The sequence below is a fragment of the Campylobacter concisus genome (assembly GCF_002913765.1).
GTDB classification, from domain to species: Bacteria; Campylobacterota; Campylobacteria; order Campylobacterales; family Campylobacteraceae; genus Campylobacter_A; species Campylobacter_A concisus_BB.
The window spans coordinates 401012-415817 of sequence record NZ_PPCH01000025.1; the positions used below are offsets into that span (position 1 = coordinate 401012).

The 14806-nt window shown below is 37.1% G+C and carries 13 protein-coding genes; 10 read left to right on the forward strand and 3 right to left on the reverse strand.

The window, feature by feature from the left end; genetic code table 11:
• Positions 1–7: 7 nt before the first annotated feature.
• On the reverse strand, positions 8–547 hold the full coding sequence (locus CYO89_RS08840) for a hypothetical protein (protein ID WP_103598000.1): 540 nt from the start codon (positions 545–547) through the stop codon (positions 8–10).
• A 64-nt stretch (positions 548–611) separates the two neighbouring features.
• Between CYO89_RS08840 and CYO89_RS08845 the strand changes: the two genes are divergently transcribed.
• Entirely contained in the window at positions 612–2981 is a 2370-nt protein-coding gene (locus tag CYO89_RS08845) for an EAL domain-containing protein (RefSeq protein ID WP_103598001.1), read from the forward strand.
• Here the strand turns inward: CYO89_RS08845 and CYO89_RS08850 are convergent.
• Positions 2978–3166, reverse strand: coding sequence for a hypothetical protein (locus tag CYO89_RS08850; protein WP_002940779.1), 189 nt, complete (start codon positions 3164–3166; stop codon positions 2978–2980). The genes CYO89_RS08845 and CYO89_RS08850 overlap by 4 nt on opposite strands.
• A 129-nt stretch (positions 3167–3295) precedes the next feature.
• Between CYO89_RS08850 and dut the strand changes: the two genes are divergently transcribed.
• Together dut and CYO89_RS08860 are read left to right on the forward strand one after the other, a co-directional pair.
• Positions 3296–3991 carry a dUTPase gene (gene dut, locus CYO89_RS08855; protein WP_103598002.1) on the forward strand — a complete coding sequence of 232 codons (696 nt, stop codon included), beginning with the start codon at positions 3296–3298 and terminating at the stop codon, positions 3989–3991.
• Complete coding sequence (locus CYO89_RS08860; protein ID WP_002940838.1) at positions 3988–4728, forward strand: EI24 domain-containing protein; 741 nt, start codon at positions 3988–3990, stop codon at positions 4726–4728. Before dut ends, CYO89_RS08860 begins: the two co-directional genes overlap by 4 nt.
• An 18-nt stretch (positions 4729–4746) precedes the next feature.
• Here CYO89_RS08860 and CYO89_RS08865 read toward each other — a convergent pair whose 3' ends face one another.
• Entirely contained in the window at positions 4747–5268 is a 522-nt protein-coding gene (locus CYO89_RS08865; protein WP_103598003.1) for an ATP/GTP-binding protein, read from the reverse strand.
• 84 nt (positions 5269–5352) lie between these two features.
• Here CYO89_RS08865 and CYO89_RS08870 point away from each other — a divergent pair, with 84 nt between their 5' ends.
• The 7 genes from CYO89_RS08870 to CYO89_RS08900 all read left to right on the forward strand — a co-directional run bounded on the left by CYO89_RS08870 (position 5353) and on the right by CYO89_RS08900 (position 14783).
• Positions 5353–5721, forward strand: a complete 369-nt coding sequence (locus tag CYO89_RS08870) for an L-arabinose ABC transporter (protein WP_258032556.1) — start codon at positions 5353–5355, stop codon at positions 5719–5721.
• The gene (locus CYO89_RS08875; protein WP_103598004.1) at positions 5722–6129 is read left to right on the forward strand and encodes a hypothetical protein; all 408 of its coding nucleotides are present in this window, start codon (positions 5722–5724) and stop codon (positions 6127–6129) included.
• Positions 6130–6421: 292 nt separating this feature from the next.
• Entirely contained in the window at positions 6422–11461 is a 5040-nt protein-coding gene (locus CYO89_RS08880) for a retention module-containing protein (RefSeq protein WP_103598005.1), read from the forward strand.
• 120 nt (positions 11462–11581) lie between these two features.
• Complete coding sequence (locus CYO89_RS08885) at positions 11582–12175, forward strand: LemA family protein (RefSeq protein ID WP_012140394.1); 594 nt, start codon at positions 11582–11584, stop codon at positions 12173–12175.
• A complete protein-coding gene (locus CYO89_RS08890; protein ID WP_103598006.1) occupies positions 12175–13029 on the forward strand; it encodes a TPM domain-containing protein in 855 nt (284 codons plus the stop codon). Before CYO89_RS08885 ends, CYO89_RS08890 begins: the two co-directional genes overlap by 1 nt.
• A 568-nt stretch (positions 13030–13597) precedes the next feature.
• A complete protein-coding gene (locus tag CYO89_RS08895; RefSeq protein WP_012140390.1) occupies positions 13598–14281 on the forward strand; it encodes a hypothetical protein in 684 nt (227 codons plus the stop codon).
• Positions 14262–14783, forward strand: coding sequence for a 4'-phosphopantetheinyl transferase family protein (locus CYO89_RS08900; protein ID WP_012140389.1), 522 nt, complete (start codon positions 14262–14264; stop codon positions 14781–14783). Before CYO89_RS08895 ends, CYO89_RS08900 begins: the two co-directional genes overlap by 20 nt.
• Positions 14784–14806: the final 23 nt, after the last annotated feature.

Below are 14806 nucleotides of genomic sequence, written 5' to 3' on the forward strand. Positions count from 1 at the left end.
TACAAGCTTAGCCAATAACGCTTTTGTAGTCTAAATTTTCAAAAAGCAGTAGCTCTTTTTTGCTCTCTTTTATAAGTGTTTTTACTAGCTCTGAGGTCTCTTTATTTTTTGGCAAGACAAGGTGGATTTTTTCATTTATAAAGATGACAAAGATATTTTTAAGCTCGTAAATTTCACTTACATCTTTTATGTCAAAAATTTCATTTTCTTTTGGCTCATTTTCGTAAAATGCCAAATTTTTCTCATCTACTTCAAATATCATCTCTTTTTTAAAGTCTGAAATTTCTAAGCTTTTTAGCACCGATTTTCGTCTATTTTTTAAAAAAATTGGATAAAAAATGATCCAAAAAATAGCAAAAATGACGCCGATAATAGTAAAAATTTTGGTTTTTAAAAGCATATCAGCGACAAATCCAGCTATAATAGCCTCCGTAAAAATCATAAAAACATTTATAAAATACTGTTTTCTAGCTTTTTTTGAGAAAAATAGATTAAATGCTTGGTAGTCTATTAAATTTTCTCCAGATAAGACGATATTACATTTCATAATAAACCTTAAAGAAAAATTTGCAAAATTATAACTAAAAATAGGGTTTGAAACAGAATAAACAATGGAGAGAAACATTTTTTTTACGTCAAATTCGTCACTTATCGTAAGACAAAAACAAATTTTCTATGCCGTTATAGCTCTTTTTATATTTTCTCAGTTTGCCGGCATCTTAAACTATAAAATTTTTGAAAATTTGTTGATATTTTTGGGCTTTGGTCTTGTAGTTCTTGGTATCTACATCTCTATGAATAGATCAAAGCTTAAAGCTATGCACTGGCTTGCTGCATGCTTTGGGGTCTTTCTTTGGACGATTATTGATGTCATTAGAAGCGTTAATGAAGACTTTCTTTTAAGAAGCAAAGAGCAAATTTCTTATCTTGATTTTTTTGATCTACTCCCTATGTTTTTACTATTGGCCGCTGTTGGTATATTTTTTGTGGTCAAATTTATAGCCAGTGATAAAAAGATCCTAGTCCTAGCCGATAGCTTTAATGTGCTTTTGCTAGTTTTCACGCTTGCTTATTGCATTGTTGGCGATATGGGCGATTTTAATATATTGATCCATCCTAAAAGCCCTAGCGAGCTTGCTGCTAGCATTGCTATTTTTGTAAATTTGTCTATTTTATTCATCGCTCTTAGTGAAATTTTTAATAGCAACCATCTTTACATTAGACATAGCGGCTTTTTTTTGATAATAGCAAGTGCGATTTTTACGCTATTAAATTTATATGTTTTTTATAATGAGCTTATAAACAAAGGGCATGATTTTACTCTGCACTCTATCTATCTTGTGCCATTTTTCCTCTTGATGCTTGGAGCTTTTTATCTAAGGGGCGACAACAAGCGTATAAGCGCAGCAGATGTTGGCATAAAAACAACATCTAAGCTCGTGCCTATCATCTCAGCTGCACTAATACTTATAAAAGCCAACCTCTCATCTTATGTCGATCTACTTATAATTTTTGTTATTGTAGCTGGAGCTGTCATTAGCTATTTTATGAAGGTGCTTGATCAAAGCGAAGAGATATATAACGCAGAGCAAAATTTACATGATGCTAAAAACAAAGAGAAGCACCTAAAGACAAACGAACTTGAGATGATAAATTTAAGCTTAGAGGGTGTATCTGAAAAAGACTATCTAACCTCTCTTGGCAACAGAGACTCATTGTTAAATGAACTTAAAGGTATGTGTAGCGTTTTGGGCGAGAAGCAAGAGATCGCAGTTTATTATATAAATATAAGTCGCTTTAAAAATATAAATACATCTTATGGACACGAGGTTGGCGATAAAATTTTAAAAGCGATAGCAAAGCGCATACGTGAAGCGTGCAACAGACAAGAGGTCACCGCAAGGATCGGCGCTGATGAGTTCATTGTGCTTTCAAAAATGGAAGAAAATAGCCACACTAAACGCATGAAGCTTGGTATGGAGCTAAGAGATACGATAGAAAAACCTTTGCAAATAGATAAGTATCACTTTGCGATCAAGAGTGTCGTTGGTATCCACGTTGTCACAAGAGATAACATCAGCGATCCTAGAAATATCATCAAAAAAGCTGATATGGCGATGTACTATGCTAAGCAAAATCCAGCCAAAAACCCAATGGTTTATAATAATGAGATAGATAGCGAAATACAACAAAGTTCAAACATAGAGATAGCTCTTAAAAAAGCAAATTTACAAGAGGATTTTGAGGTATATTTTCAGCCGATTTATGACATTAAAAATTTAAAGATCATCTGCGTAGAAGCGCTACTTAGATGGCAGTCAAAAGAGTATGGACAAAAAGAAGCTGGCGAGTTTATGGATATAGCTAGCTTAAATAGCGACATCTTAAACGACATCTGCACGCTTTCTGTCTCAAAAACAGTAGAACAAGCCGTAAGATGGCAAAACAAAAAGCTAAAAGTACCAAAAATAAGCATAAACGTAGCGCAAATTCAAAGCACATCTGAAAAATTTGTAAATGAATTTATGCTAACTTTAAACTCGCACCACCTAAATCCAAAGCAGTTTGAGCTTGAATTTAGCGAAGATATCTGGAAAAACGACCAAGAGACGCTTGATAAAATTTTCTCACTTTTGGAGAAAAATAGCATAGATGTTTGTATAGATGACTTTGGATCTGGATATACGTCATTTGTCTATATCAGAAAGTATAAGATCGACCGCATAAAGATAGCAAATGACTTTGTTGCTCAGTCAGTGATCAACAAAAAAGATATGCAAGTAGTCGCTGCTATCATAAATATAGCAAAATCAATGAAGCTAAAAGTGACAGCAAAAGGCGTTGAAAGCCACGAGATAAAAGAGCTTTTAAAAGAGCTTAATTGTAATGAAATGCAAGGATATTTCTTATCTCGTCCGATGAGTGCGGAGGAGTTTGAGAATTCTTTAAGGCAGAATTCTCACATGGTGGCTGATATTTAAATTTCAGCCTTTATCTCTTCGTTTGATTTTACGACCATGCCTGAGCCATGTATCACGCTTGGGATACAGCTTGTGCAGATATCGACCTCTTCGCCGTTTTTGTGAGCGTGGATGAAAACTGCATTTTTATCATCGCTGCTTTTTAGTCCGCAAACGTTGCAAACTACTAGATCTTTCTCTCTCATCTTTTCTCCTTTGAAATTTTGGGTGATTTTACATCTTGTAAGCTTGTATTAAGATGATTTGGGTCAAGCTTGTCGCTTAAGCATTAATTGTTTTTTGTTATAATCATTTAAAATTTAAAAGGTTTAAAAATGGATGAAAGAACTATTGTTTTAGAGATGTTAAAGATGCAACAAAGCCTAAATGACGAGACAAACGGGCTTGGTTGGGAAAATGGCTATACAAATAAAAATAAACTCATAAGCTGGAGGCGCTGCATATATATGGAGTGCGCTGAGCTCATTGACAGCTTTGCTTGGAAGCACTGGAAGAGCATAGATGCCAAGACTGATGAGCAAAATTTACGCATCGAGGTTGTCGATATCTGGCACTTTATAATGAGCCTAGCGCTACAAATTTACAAGGCAAAACAGCTTGGCGATGTTGAGACTTTGGCTGAGGATATCTGCCAGTCAAGCGGCTTTAGTGACTATTGCAAAGAGCCATTAAAGGTCGAAGATGAGAGCATTTACGAGATCATGAACGATGTTGAGATGCTTATACATGAGTGCAGCGGCTTTGACTATGACATCTTTGATATCTTTAAAATTTATTTCTCAATGTCTTTAAAATGTGGCGTAAATTTATACTCGCTTTATGAGTGCTATATCGCTAAAAACGTGCTAAACCGCTTCCGCCAAAATAATGGCTACAAAGAGGGAAGCTATAAGAAAATTTGGAACGGACGTGAAGATAACGAAGTGATGAGCGAAATTTTATCAAATGGCGTTAGTAAGATAGACGAAATTTACGCCGCACTTGAGCGTGAGTACAAAAAGGTAAAATGATAAATCTTCTTCGCCTTGGCTTTAAAGACTTTTTCACAGCCAAATTTATAACGCTATCGATCTTGCCGCTTTGTCTTAGCATACTTTGCCTAGCTTGGCTAAGCATCTGGGGAGGTGGCGAGATATTTGACTTTTTAAGCGATGGCGCTAAAAACGAAAATTTCGCCTTTTTAGAGTCAAACTCGACGCTCTCTTTTATAGCTATTAAAATTTTAAGCTTTAGCGCTACAAAGTGGATAGTTAGCATACTTTTTTACGTTCTAAGCACCTTTTTAACGATCATCATTAGCATCGTGATCGCCCTAATCGTAGCTGGCTTTTTAACACCAGTCGTGGCTAAAGAGATAAACAAAAGGCACTACAACTACGTGCTTAAAAGCGAGGCTAGCACGGCTAGAGTGCTAAAGGTGATGATGGTTGAGATCGTGAAATTTCTTGGGATCTTGCTCGTTTGCCTGCCACTTTTGTTTGTGCCATTTGTAAATTTTTTCATCATAAACGTGCCGTTTTTTTACATCTACTACAAACTTTTACTAATAGACGTTGGCTCAAACACACTCGATAGCGATAAATTTGAGCTAGCGTTGCTTGAAGGCGGTGGGGTTAAATTTATTGCTTTTACACTTTTGTTTTATCTCATCTCGCTTGTGCCGCTTGTGGGATTATTTTTTCAGCTTTATTTCGTGATAGTCTTGTCGCACCTCTTTTATCAAAGGGAGGCACTAGTTAAAATTTAGAGCCAAAAGGCCCTAAATTTACGCGTAGTAAGATAGTTTGTTGCTCTCATCAAGCAAGGTATCAAATAGCCTTTTTGTCGCACTTAGTAGATTTTTATTTGCATCATTTTTAGCTAAAAGTTCGTCAAACATCTTTAGCATATTATCATTTATGAAATTTTTATGATCCAGATCTTTTGCGTCAGGCAGCATCTGCTTGATCTTATTTGAAAGCTCACTGATGCTTTGGCTGCTACCTGCGATCTTGTCGCCCTCTTTGACATTTTTCATAAACTCATCGACTTGTGGGCGAATTTGCTTCATCGCCTCTTCGATCTCTTTCATATCCTGCTCGTCTATGCCGTTTCCTTTATATAAAAACTCATAGCCGTATTCGTGCGTTAAAGTTAGGCTTTTTTGGCTTGAAGTTCCATTTTTCTGGCTAGAAAACTCCAAACTTTTGTTGTCATACATAGAAAAGCTTATCTCATCGCCTGAGCTAGTTTTCATCGAAAAGCTCATGTTGTTGTAGCTTCCTTGAGAGTAAAAATTTGTTTGCATTTTTAAATCCTTTTGAGGCTAAATCGGCAAAATTTTAATTTCATAAAGCAAAATTTTGTAAAATGCGTCAAAAAAGGACGGGCGATGTGTTGTTTTGGGACTAGGGTTTTTTTGCTGATGCTTATCACTGTTTTAAGCTTTGTTTTTGCTAAGCTTTGGCCTGTTTTGCCAGTCGTTGGCTACTACTTTATACTTGCAAATTTGCTTGCCATTTTAATGTTTTCACTATTTTTCAAAGGGCTTTTGCCAAGCTTTGTAAAAGTAAACGCGATCCACTATTTTTCGCTAATTGGCGGCTTTTTGGGAGCATTTTTAACGATGATAGTTTTTAAAAAAGTGGCAAAGGATAAATTTAATCTCACTGAGCTCATCATCTTTTTGATCTGGGTCGTTATCTTACTTGTTGTTATCTTTAAATTTCAAGCTATTCTTGACATTTTTAGGGGAATTTAGATGGATGAGAGGATAGTTAAATTTCTAAAAAAGATGCACCTTACAAGTGTCTGTGTCGTTGATGATGATGGGCAGCCTTACGCTTTTAGCGCATTTTACGCCTTTGATGAGGTAAATTTTTGTATTTTGCTAGCTAGCTGTGATGAGAGCTCTCATGTTAAATTTTTAAAAAACTCAAAGCTCGTTGCTGGCACAGTCGCTCTTGATACAAAGATCGTTGGCAAGATAGAGGGCGCGCAGTTTCAAGGGGTGATGAGAGAGGCTAGCACAAGTGAGCGAGAAATTTACTTTAAAAGATTTTTTTACGCAAAAGCGATGGATCCAAAAATTTGGTCTATAAGCCTTGAAAAGGTTAAATTTACGAGTAACACTCTAGGTTTTGGCAAGAAAATTTTTTGGCAAAAGTAGCTAAAAATCGCATAATATTTTCGTGTTAGCTTAAAAGATGCTCTTTCTTAAGGCGTTCAGAATAACGCTTTTATGAAACGAAAGGTACATGTACCATATAAAAATTTTTTTTAAAATTTTTTACACAAAAGTTACACAAAATGCCTTTTTTAGGGGGAATTTTAAAAATATTAAAGTGTGATAAAAGAGTATTAAATAACTAAAAATAAACTTAAATTTACCCAAATTTTACTTAATATCCCCAGCCTCACTCTTATTATATAATCGCCGAAAAATTATTAAGGAGAGTTTTATGGCTAAAGAAGCGGGTGTAGTAAAATCGCTAAGTGGCAAGGCGGTCGCAGTTGATCAAAACGGAAACGAGAGAGAGCTAAAAGTTGGCGACATCGTTTATATGGGTGAGAGTGTCAAAACTAGCGATGCAGCCGACAAAGTAACTATTGTTGCAAATAACGGCAAAGAGCTAACTGTACTAGGTAGTGACACGCTTTCTTTAAATCCAAATACGATAGGTGCTGAGGGCTTAGCTGATATAAGCGCTTTGCAAAATGCTATTTTAAATGGTGGCGATCTAACAAAACTTGAAGAGACTGCTGCTGGTGGTAATGCTGCTGCTGGTGGAGATGGCGTTAGCCTTGGCGAAGCTAGATTTGCTGAGGGCGGTCACTACTCTAACATCAATGAAACTTATAGAAATTTAACTGATACAAACAGAGCTTTTGCTTCATACGATAGCCCAATAGGCGGCTACAATGATGGCAACGATGGTGATAATGGTGATAATGGCGCAAACGCTAATATAATCCCAGGTGCACCAACTGTTAAATTTATAAATGATATAAATGGAAACCACACTTTAAGCAGAGTAGAGCACGGAAATGATACAGATATAAATACATCTAAAGTTCTTATCACTGTACCAAATGACGGCACAGTAAGAGCTGGTGATATACTAAAAGTCACTGTAACTGATCCAAATGGTAATGAAACAACAACAAACATAACCATCACTCCATCTATCATAACTAATGGCTATCCAATAGATGCACCTGTAGAGCCAGGTAAAAACTCAAAAGTAGAAGCAAGCGTTACAAATTTCCAAGGTAACACTGGCGGCAGCAGTGAAGATCACGTAACTCCTACAAAATCAAGCGTAAGCGTTGAATTTACAGAAGATAGAAATAACGATAAATTTTTAACTTACACAGAAAACAACAATGACAGCAATCAAAATGAGTCACCAGTACTTATAAAAGTAAGTGATGTTATCCCTGGAGATAAGCTTCACATCATACTAACAAAACCAGATGGCACGACTGAAGATAAAGAAGTTACTATCGATCAAAATATAATCAATAATGGCTACAAGATAGACAATATGCCAGTTGCTGAGGGTAAAGTTTCAAAAGTAGATGCTTATGTTACTGATAGCACAAACTCTAGCGCTTGGAAGAGCGATGTAGCAACTGATGATGTTACTCCAGATGTAAGACCAACTTTAACATTTACTGAAGATCATGACAATGATGGCGGCATAGATGACTGGGAAAATAGCAAAGATGGAAACTTTAGAAGCACAACTGTCGAAGTTACACTTCCAAAAGATGTTGTAGCAGGCGATAAAGTTGTCATAACTTACACTGATCCACTAACAAAACATGATACAACAAAAATAGTGCCTCTTACACAAGCAGACGTTGATAACCATAAGGTAAATACATCTTTACCAGTCTTCCCTGACGAATGGAACTATGCAAGTGCTCATGTCGTAGCTGCAGATGGCACACCAAAGAGTGCAGAGTCTAACAAAGATAATGTAATACCTATCGGTAGAAACATGGAGATAAAATTTATAGAGCAAGACACTCTTCATGAAATTTCAAGACAAGAGAGTATGGACGAGCATGAAGTAAATGAAACAACAGCTCTTATAAGACTTCCAAATAAAATAGATAATGGTGACATAGTTACACTTACTATAAACGAGCCTACAAATGGCGTTTATACAAGAAATTTCACTATAAATATGAATGATAAAGGTGAGGTAACTGGTATAACAGAGATTGGCAATGGCGGACAAAATTTCCCATTGACAAAAGAGAGCTTTAATCAATACTCATTTGAAGTACCAGGCTTTGATCTAAGAAATGGAAAAGATACCACTATCAAAGCTAGCATCACAAACATGACACCAGGCAGACATACAGATATAAATGAGCCAGAAGTTTCAGCTAGTTTAGAGCATGTAAAAGCACCTGAGGTGATCTTTGATGAGGCGCATAACTCAAAAACTATGAGCAGAAAAGATTCAGCTAGCGACCATGATGAATTTAACACAACTGCAACTATCAAGATCCCTAAAAATGCAGTAGATGGCGATAGGATCGAAGTTAAGATCACTGAGCCACAACTTGACGGCACAACTAAAGATAGAACGCTTAAATTTAATGTTCATAAAGATGCTTCAGGCGTTAAGATAACAGATGAGCATGGCAATGATGTAGTAGTAAGCGACAACGGCTTTAAAATTTCTCATGTTGGTACATTAACAGGAGCTGAGACTAAAATTTCAGCTACTATCATCGATAAAGATGATGTTCAAAGTGCTACTGGAACAAATAGTGTAAGCGTAACAGAGCTTGATGACTCTGGAATTTTCTTTGGTGAAGATATTGATGCTAATACATCTATCACAAGAGATGAGAGCATGAAAGATAGTGATCTTCATAAGACTGATCTAAAAGTAAAAGTGCCAAATAATGTGATAACTGGCGACAAGATGATACTTGAGGTTAAAGCTGATGGCAACACAACTTTACAAAAAGAATTTGCTATCACAAGAAATAGCGACAATACTATCACTCTAAAAGCAGCTGATGGTCAAACATTAACAGCTGATAGCGATAATAAAATCACAGTACCAGGCATAGTAATAGGTGAAGGTAAAAACACTGAAGCTCAGGCAACATTTACAGATGCTAAAGATCATGCTAAAACTATAGTAACAAACCACGCTACCCTTGAAAAGCTTCACGATGATATGACTGTTATATTTAAAGAGGATGCAGACTTTAACGGAATTTTAAATAGAGCAGAAGCAAATTCGGATGGTGTTTTAGATAAAACCACAGCTACCATAAAACTACCAAGCAATGTTGTAGATGGTGACGTGTTAAAGATAACTACAAGCATAGAAAATGGCACACCAACTACTACAAGTCACACTATCCACAAAGACGCTCAGGGTAACATCACAGTAGATGGTCTAAATGTAGTTGGCAATAAAGCTGTTGAGTATACAGTACCGTTACAAGAAGATAAAACAAGCAAGGTAAGTGCAACAGTTAGCGATGCAACAGGTGTTGATAAGGTAAAAGCTGGTAGCGATATCTTACTTGATGCTGATGGTAATGGTGGTACAAATTTCTATGTACTTATCGATGAGGACAAAGATAGAAATGGCAAACTAAGCAGAGATGAGGCAAACTCAGATGGTAAGGTTAAAGAGACATCTGCAACCGTATCTCTACCAAGTGGTAACCTACATGCAGGTGATACATTTACTGTAAAAGTAAATGGTGTGCCAACTACATATGAAGTAACTAGCAACAATAGCCACGTACTAACGATAAAAGATGCAGCTGGAAACAATGTGTCTTTAGCACCAGGCAACCTACTAAAGATACCTCATATCGCTGTAAGCGTTACAAATCCTGCTAAGGTTGAAGTAGAGATACCTAATATCACACCTAAATCAGCAGAGGCGATACTACAGCCTATAAACAATAACGAGCTAAGCGTAATTTTCAACGAAGATAATGCTAATAGAAACAATGAGCTAAGCAGAGATGAGGCTATATCAGATAACCACCTAAAAACTACAACAGTAAGCGTAAAAGTACCTTACAATGTTGTAACAGGCGATCACGTAAAAGTTGATTATGTTGATCCAAATACTGGCACCCCAGGAAGTAGAGAATTTAAAATAACTAAAACAGCAGATGGTAAAATCACTGCTACTGATATAATAAATGGTGGAACACCACAAGATATCACAAAAACTAACACCATACAAGTAGATAATGTCCCTATGAAGCCAGGTGAGAAGACAAAGGTAGATGCGACTATAACTACTCAAGATGATCAAACAGCACATGCTGACGCAGAGGCAAAACTAGCACAGCTAAGCAGCAAAGGTCTAAGTGTAAGCATAGCTGCTGATGCAAACGACAATGGCACTATCACAAGAGATGAGACAAGTAGCAATACTTCAAAAGTAAGCGTATCTCTCCCTGGTAGCGTAATAGCTGGCGATAGCATAAAAGTTGAGATCACAAATGCTGGTAGCACAACGCCTGTGACTAAAGAATTTAAAGTTCTTAGCAAAGATCCACTTGGCAATATCAAATTGCAAGATCAACAAGATCTCGCACACCCTTTCACTCTTGAAAATGGCAAACCACTTGAGCTTGATGCAGCTATCGCAGTAGGACAAGAGACAAAAGCAAAAGTAACTCTATCTGACGGAACAACTACTGTAAGCGCAGAAGATCATGCAAAAGTTGAGATGGATGCTATAAGAGGTATGCAGTTTAGCGAAGATGGCAATAGAGATGGACATCTATATGGCAACGAAAATTTTGGCGGTAATAATAAAACTCAAGATACAACGCCAGTTAAAATTTATGTTAGCGATGATGCAAGAGCGGGCGATACAGTTGAGATCAAATATACTGATCCAGACAATCACGCTCAAACAAAGACAGTAAATCATGTACTAACAGCAGATGATATGAGTAAAGGTGTATTTGATCAGCTACTAGACATCAATGCAAGATCAGCCTATGATCTAAAAGTAGATGCTACGCTTAAAACTCCAGGTGGTCTTGTAAATAAAACTCACAGCGATACGCTTCGCATAGAGCTTGAAGACTTTAGAATGGATTATGATCCAAGCAAAGTGATGAAAGGTGGAGAGGGCACATCTGATACGATCGTCTTTAGAGATACTTCTCACGTAGATCTTAGCGGCATTACTGACCTTAACACAAAAGTTGAGAGCATCGAGAGGATCGAGCTAAAAGGCAACTCTGAGATCAAATTTGACGCAAAAGATATCTTTGCTATGACTGATAACATCAATACTATCCTTAAGATAAGAGGCGATAGCACTAGCAAGGTAGATATAAAAGGTAAGTGGCATGAAGACCCATCAGTGCATGCTGACTTTGGCTCAAAAGGCTATACAAGCAACGATACTGTAAATGATCAAACTGGAAATGGTCATACAGTACATATTATCATTGAAGATAAGATCCAAACTGACCTATAATCCCCAAAAAGTGAGTGCTCTTTTAAGCACTCACTTCACTTACCTAACTTCAAATTTACATCATTTTTTAAGCCTTATTTTACTAATATCACCCCTATCACCCCTTTTAAAGGAGAAAATATGAAAAATTTAATAGCCATAGTTGTGGTCATCGCCGCACTTGTTTTTGGCGCTTTCAAATACGCAAATTCATTTGTCGTGCTTGATGAAAACACCAACGAGAAGTGGTCGCAGGTGCTAAATCAATACAAAAGAAGAGCCGATCTCGTGCCAAATTTAGTTGAAACCGTAAAAGGCTACGCAGCTCACGAGCAAAAGGTCTTTGAAGACGTGGCAAACGCAAGAAGCAAGAGCATGCAAATAAGCATCGACGCAAGCAGCCTTAGCGACGAGGCAAAGGTTAAAGAATTTATGGCAGCTCAAGGTCAGCTAGGCTCCGCACTTGGCAGGCTAATGGCAGTTAGCGAGAGCTACCCAGAGCTAAAAGCAAATCAAAATTTCCTCTCACTCCAAAGCCAGCTTGAAGGCACAGAAAACCGCATAAGCGTAGCAAGACGCGACTACATAGAGGCTGTAAAAGAGTACAACGTAGCTCTTAGAAGCTTTCCAGGTAAATTTATAGTAGGCATTTTCTACCCAGAGATGAAGCCAAAGCAAGGCATCGAGGTTAGCAGCGAAGATATGAAAAACCCAAAAGTTTCGTTTGAGAAGTGATGAAAAAAGCTCTTGCTCTTTTGCTCTTTGCATTTTGCTTTTGTTTTGCTCTAAATTTCAATGAGCAGATCAACGATGAGGCTCATATCTTTTCACAAAACGAAAGAGATGAGCTTTTAAATTTAGTACAAAATTTCGAGCAAAACAGCACCACGCAAATCGCCATAGTGACTTTAAATTCGCTTGAAAGCAGGAGCATTGAAGAGCTGTCTCTTGAGATCGCTAGAGGCTACAAACTAGGTCAAAAAGAAGATAACAACGGCGTGCTTTTGGTGGTCGCTCCAAATGAGAAAAAGGTCCGCATCGAGGTTGGATACGGACTTGAAGGGGTGCTAACTGACGCCGTGGCAAGCCAGATCATAAATAGCGTGATGATACCTGAGTTTAAAAATGGCAATATGAGCGAAGGCGTGAAAGATGGCGTTTTAGCGATCATAAAAGTGGCTAGCGGCGAGGAATTTAGTAGCAAAACTAGCCTTAGCGACTTGCCTTTTGGGGTGTTTGCCTTTTTTGCTGGCATGCTCTCTTGTTTTGCCTCTGTGATCTTTGGCAAATTTTTTATGCGAACTGGCTTTAGCACGTGCTTTGCTGGACTTGTATCAACCGCACTTGAGCAAGGATTTGGCGTGCAAAACTACCTTATCATCTTTGGTGCTTTTGCCTTTATATTTGCGGTATTTTTCTTTATTTTAAAAGACGTTTTTAAGAGAAATAGCCAAGGCGGCTCTTTGCCAATGGGCTTTAGACGAGGTGGTTCAGACTCAAATGGTGGCGGTCGCTCAAGTAACAGAGGAGGTGGCTTTAGTGGCGGCGGTGGAGGTTTTGGCGGAGGCGGAGCTAGCGGCAGCTGGTAAAATTTACCTGCTTTAGAAGTAAATTTCACTACCCTTTGCAAATTTTAAAACCTCACTCACTCGCAAGAATTGACTACTAAAATTTGGCTTCGCTTATCGCTTAGCTCAAATTTTAGAGCCGAAATTACTCGCTCATGAAATTTTAAAAATTTGAGAAAACTTGCCTGATAATAAAACGCATGCAGTGCGCCAGCACTGAGACATGCACCTCTAACGTGCGAGGGGTTTAGGGGATTTAAAAAGGGGGATAAGGGGACGGCTTCGTAATTCAAGTCCCCTTGTCTCCCTTTTGGATAAAAGAGTTTTTAAATTTAAGGTCTGTATTTTTAAAAGAGAAATTTGCTATTTCGCAAATTTTAAAATTCCACTCACTCACAAGAATTGACTACTAAAATTTGGCTTCGCTTGCTGCTTAGCTCAAATTTTAGAGCCGAAATTACTCGTTCATGAAATTTTAAAATTTGGTATTTTTCTTTGTAGGTTAAGAGATCATTTTATGGATTTTAGACCCAATATTTGCATATAAAAGCTAAATTTCTTAAAATATGCCAAAAAATTAGGAGCAAAAATGCTATCAGGCGAGCTACTTAAAAGCCATTTTGCTAAATTTGATCTAGTGGCGATGCTTAGCGAGTTTTTAAAGCAATGTTCTTTTGATAAAGAAAAATTTCAAGCACTTAGGCGAGATAGCTTTAAAAGTTTAGACAAGAGCCAAAGAGATGAGCTTCTTAAAATAGCAGGTTTTAAGGCGTATCTTGACGCGAAATTTCAGGACTTTTTGCGTGAGCTGATGCAAAGCAAGATCTTCGTTGTAAGCGGCGTGGAGTATAAATTTGGCGAGCTTGAAATTTACACTTGCTTTGATGCAAACACCTACAAAAGATCGTGCGAGGCGGGCGAAATTTACTTTCACAACTTTGGTTTTGACATCTCTTTTAAGAGTGAGCCAGCGCTTTATGGTGGCATCTTGGTAAGAAGTTTAAAGCCTTTAAAAGAGCGAAATTTCATCTTTGGACCAAGAAAATGTGCCCTTCACATTTTAAATGCAAAAGTTCAAAATTTAAACTTTGATCTAAAAGAGGCAGATTTTAGAGAGGATGAGGTCGCTTTTACGCCAAGGATTAGATCGTTTAAAGATGAGAGAGAGCTTCAAAATGACGCTTTAAGGGTGGTTAGTGGCGAGTTTAGTAAGGCGCTTAAAAGTGCAAAAGAGTATAAAAAAAGAGTTGAAAATGCCTATAAAAAGGGGTGAAATTTATCTTTTTATCGGCTTTGATGCTGAGAAATTTAGCCCCAAAATGCTTTCTAGAAAAGAGCGTAGAAAACAAAAAAAATATCCAAATTTAGTAAATTCAAACTCATTTAAACTTTCTCGCTATTTAAAATTTAAAGCAAAAAAACGGGGTAAAATTTGCCTCTCTCACAAAGAAAATATCGCTGTTTTGGCTATCTCAAAAGAAAAAATTGGCGTTGATGTGGAGGAGCTAAAGCAGAGAAATTTTGACGGTGTCGCGAAATTTTGCTTTAACAAAAAAGAGAGCGAAATTTACGCAAACGCCAAAGACAAAATGCAAAAATTTTATGAAATTTACACCGCAAAAGAGGCTGTGATAAAAGCCAAAAATTTAGCCTTTAGTGACCTTGCTGGCGTTGGATTTGACCAGATGCAAAGAAGGTATATCATTATTAATAATCTATTTATCATTTGCCTTGCATTTAAGCATAGCAAAGATATAATTGTTAAATTTTTATGATTTTAGAACACTAAAAAGGTAAA

Excerpts from the sequence above, each read along its gene's own strand:
- dut (WP_103598002.1), top strand. The coding sequence starts at position 3,296 with ATGGATGAAAGAACTATTGTTTTAGAGATGTTAAAGATGCAACAAAGC.
- CYO89_RS08865 (WP_103598003.1), bottom strand. The coding sequence starts at position 5,268 with ATGCAAACAAATTTTTACTCTCAAGGAAGCTACAACAACATGAGCTTT.
- CYO89_RS08885 (WP_012140394.1), top strand. The coding sequence starts at position 11,582 with ATGAAAAATTTAATAGCCATAGTTGTGGTCATCGCCGCACTTGTTTTT.
- CYO89_RS08845 (WP_103598001.1), top strand. The coding sequence starts at position 612 with ATGGAGAGAAACATTTTTTTTACGTCAAATTCGTCACTTATCGTAAGA.
- CYO89_RS08840 (WP_103598000.1), bottom strand. The coding sequence starts at position 547 with ATGAAATGTAATATCGTCTTATCTGGAGAAAATTTAATAGACTACCAA.
- CYO89_RS08860 (WP_002940838.1), top strand. The coding sequence starts at position 3,988 with ATGATAAATCTTCTTCGCCTTGGCTTTAAAGACTTTTTCACAGCCAAA.
- CYO89_RS08880 (WP_103598005.1), top strand. The coding sequence starts at position 6,422 with ATGGCTAAAGAAGCGGGTGTAGTAAAATCGCTAAGTGGCAAGGCGGTC.
- CYO89_RS08895 (WP_012140390.1), top strand. The coding sequence starts at position 13,598 with ATGCTATCAGGCGAGCTACTTAAAAGCCATTTTGCTAAATTTGATCTA.
- CYO89_RS08900 (WP_012140389.1), top strand. The coding sequence starts at position 14,262 with ATGCCTATAAAAAGGGGTGAAATTTATCTTTTTATCGGCTTTGATGCT.
- CYO89_RS08870 (WP_258032556.1), top strand. The coding sequence starts at position 5,353 with ATGTGTTGTTTTGGGACTAGGGTTTTTTTGCTGATGCTTATCACTGTT.
- CYO89_RS08850 (WP_002940779.1), bottom strand. The coding sequence starts at position 3,166 with ATGAGAGAGAAAGATCTAGTAGTTTGCAACGTTTGCGGACTAAAAAGC.
- CYO89_RS08875 (WP_103598004.1), top strand. The coding sequence starts at position 5,722 with ATGGATGAGAGGATAGTTAAATTTCTAAAAAAGATGCACCTTACAAGT.
- CYO89_RS08890 (WP_103598006.1), top strand. The coding sequence starts at position 12,175 with ATGAAAAAAGCTCTTGCTCTTTTGCTCTTTGCATTTTGCTTTTGTTTT.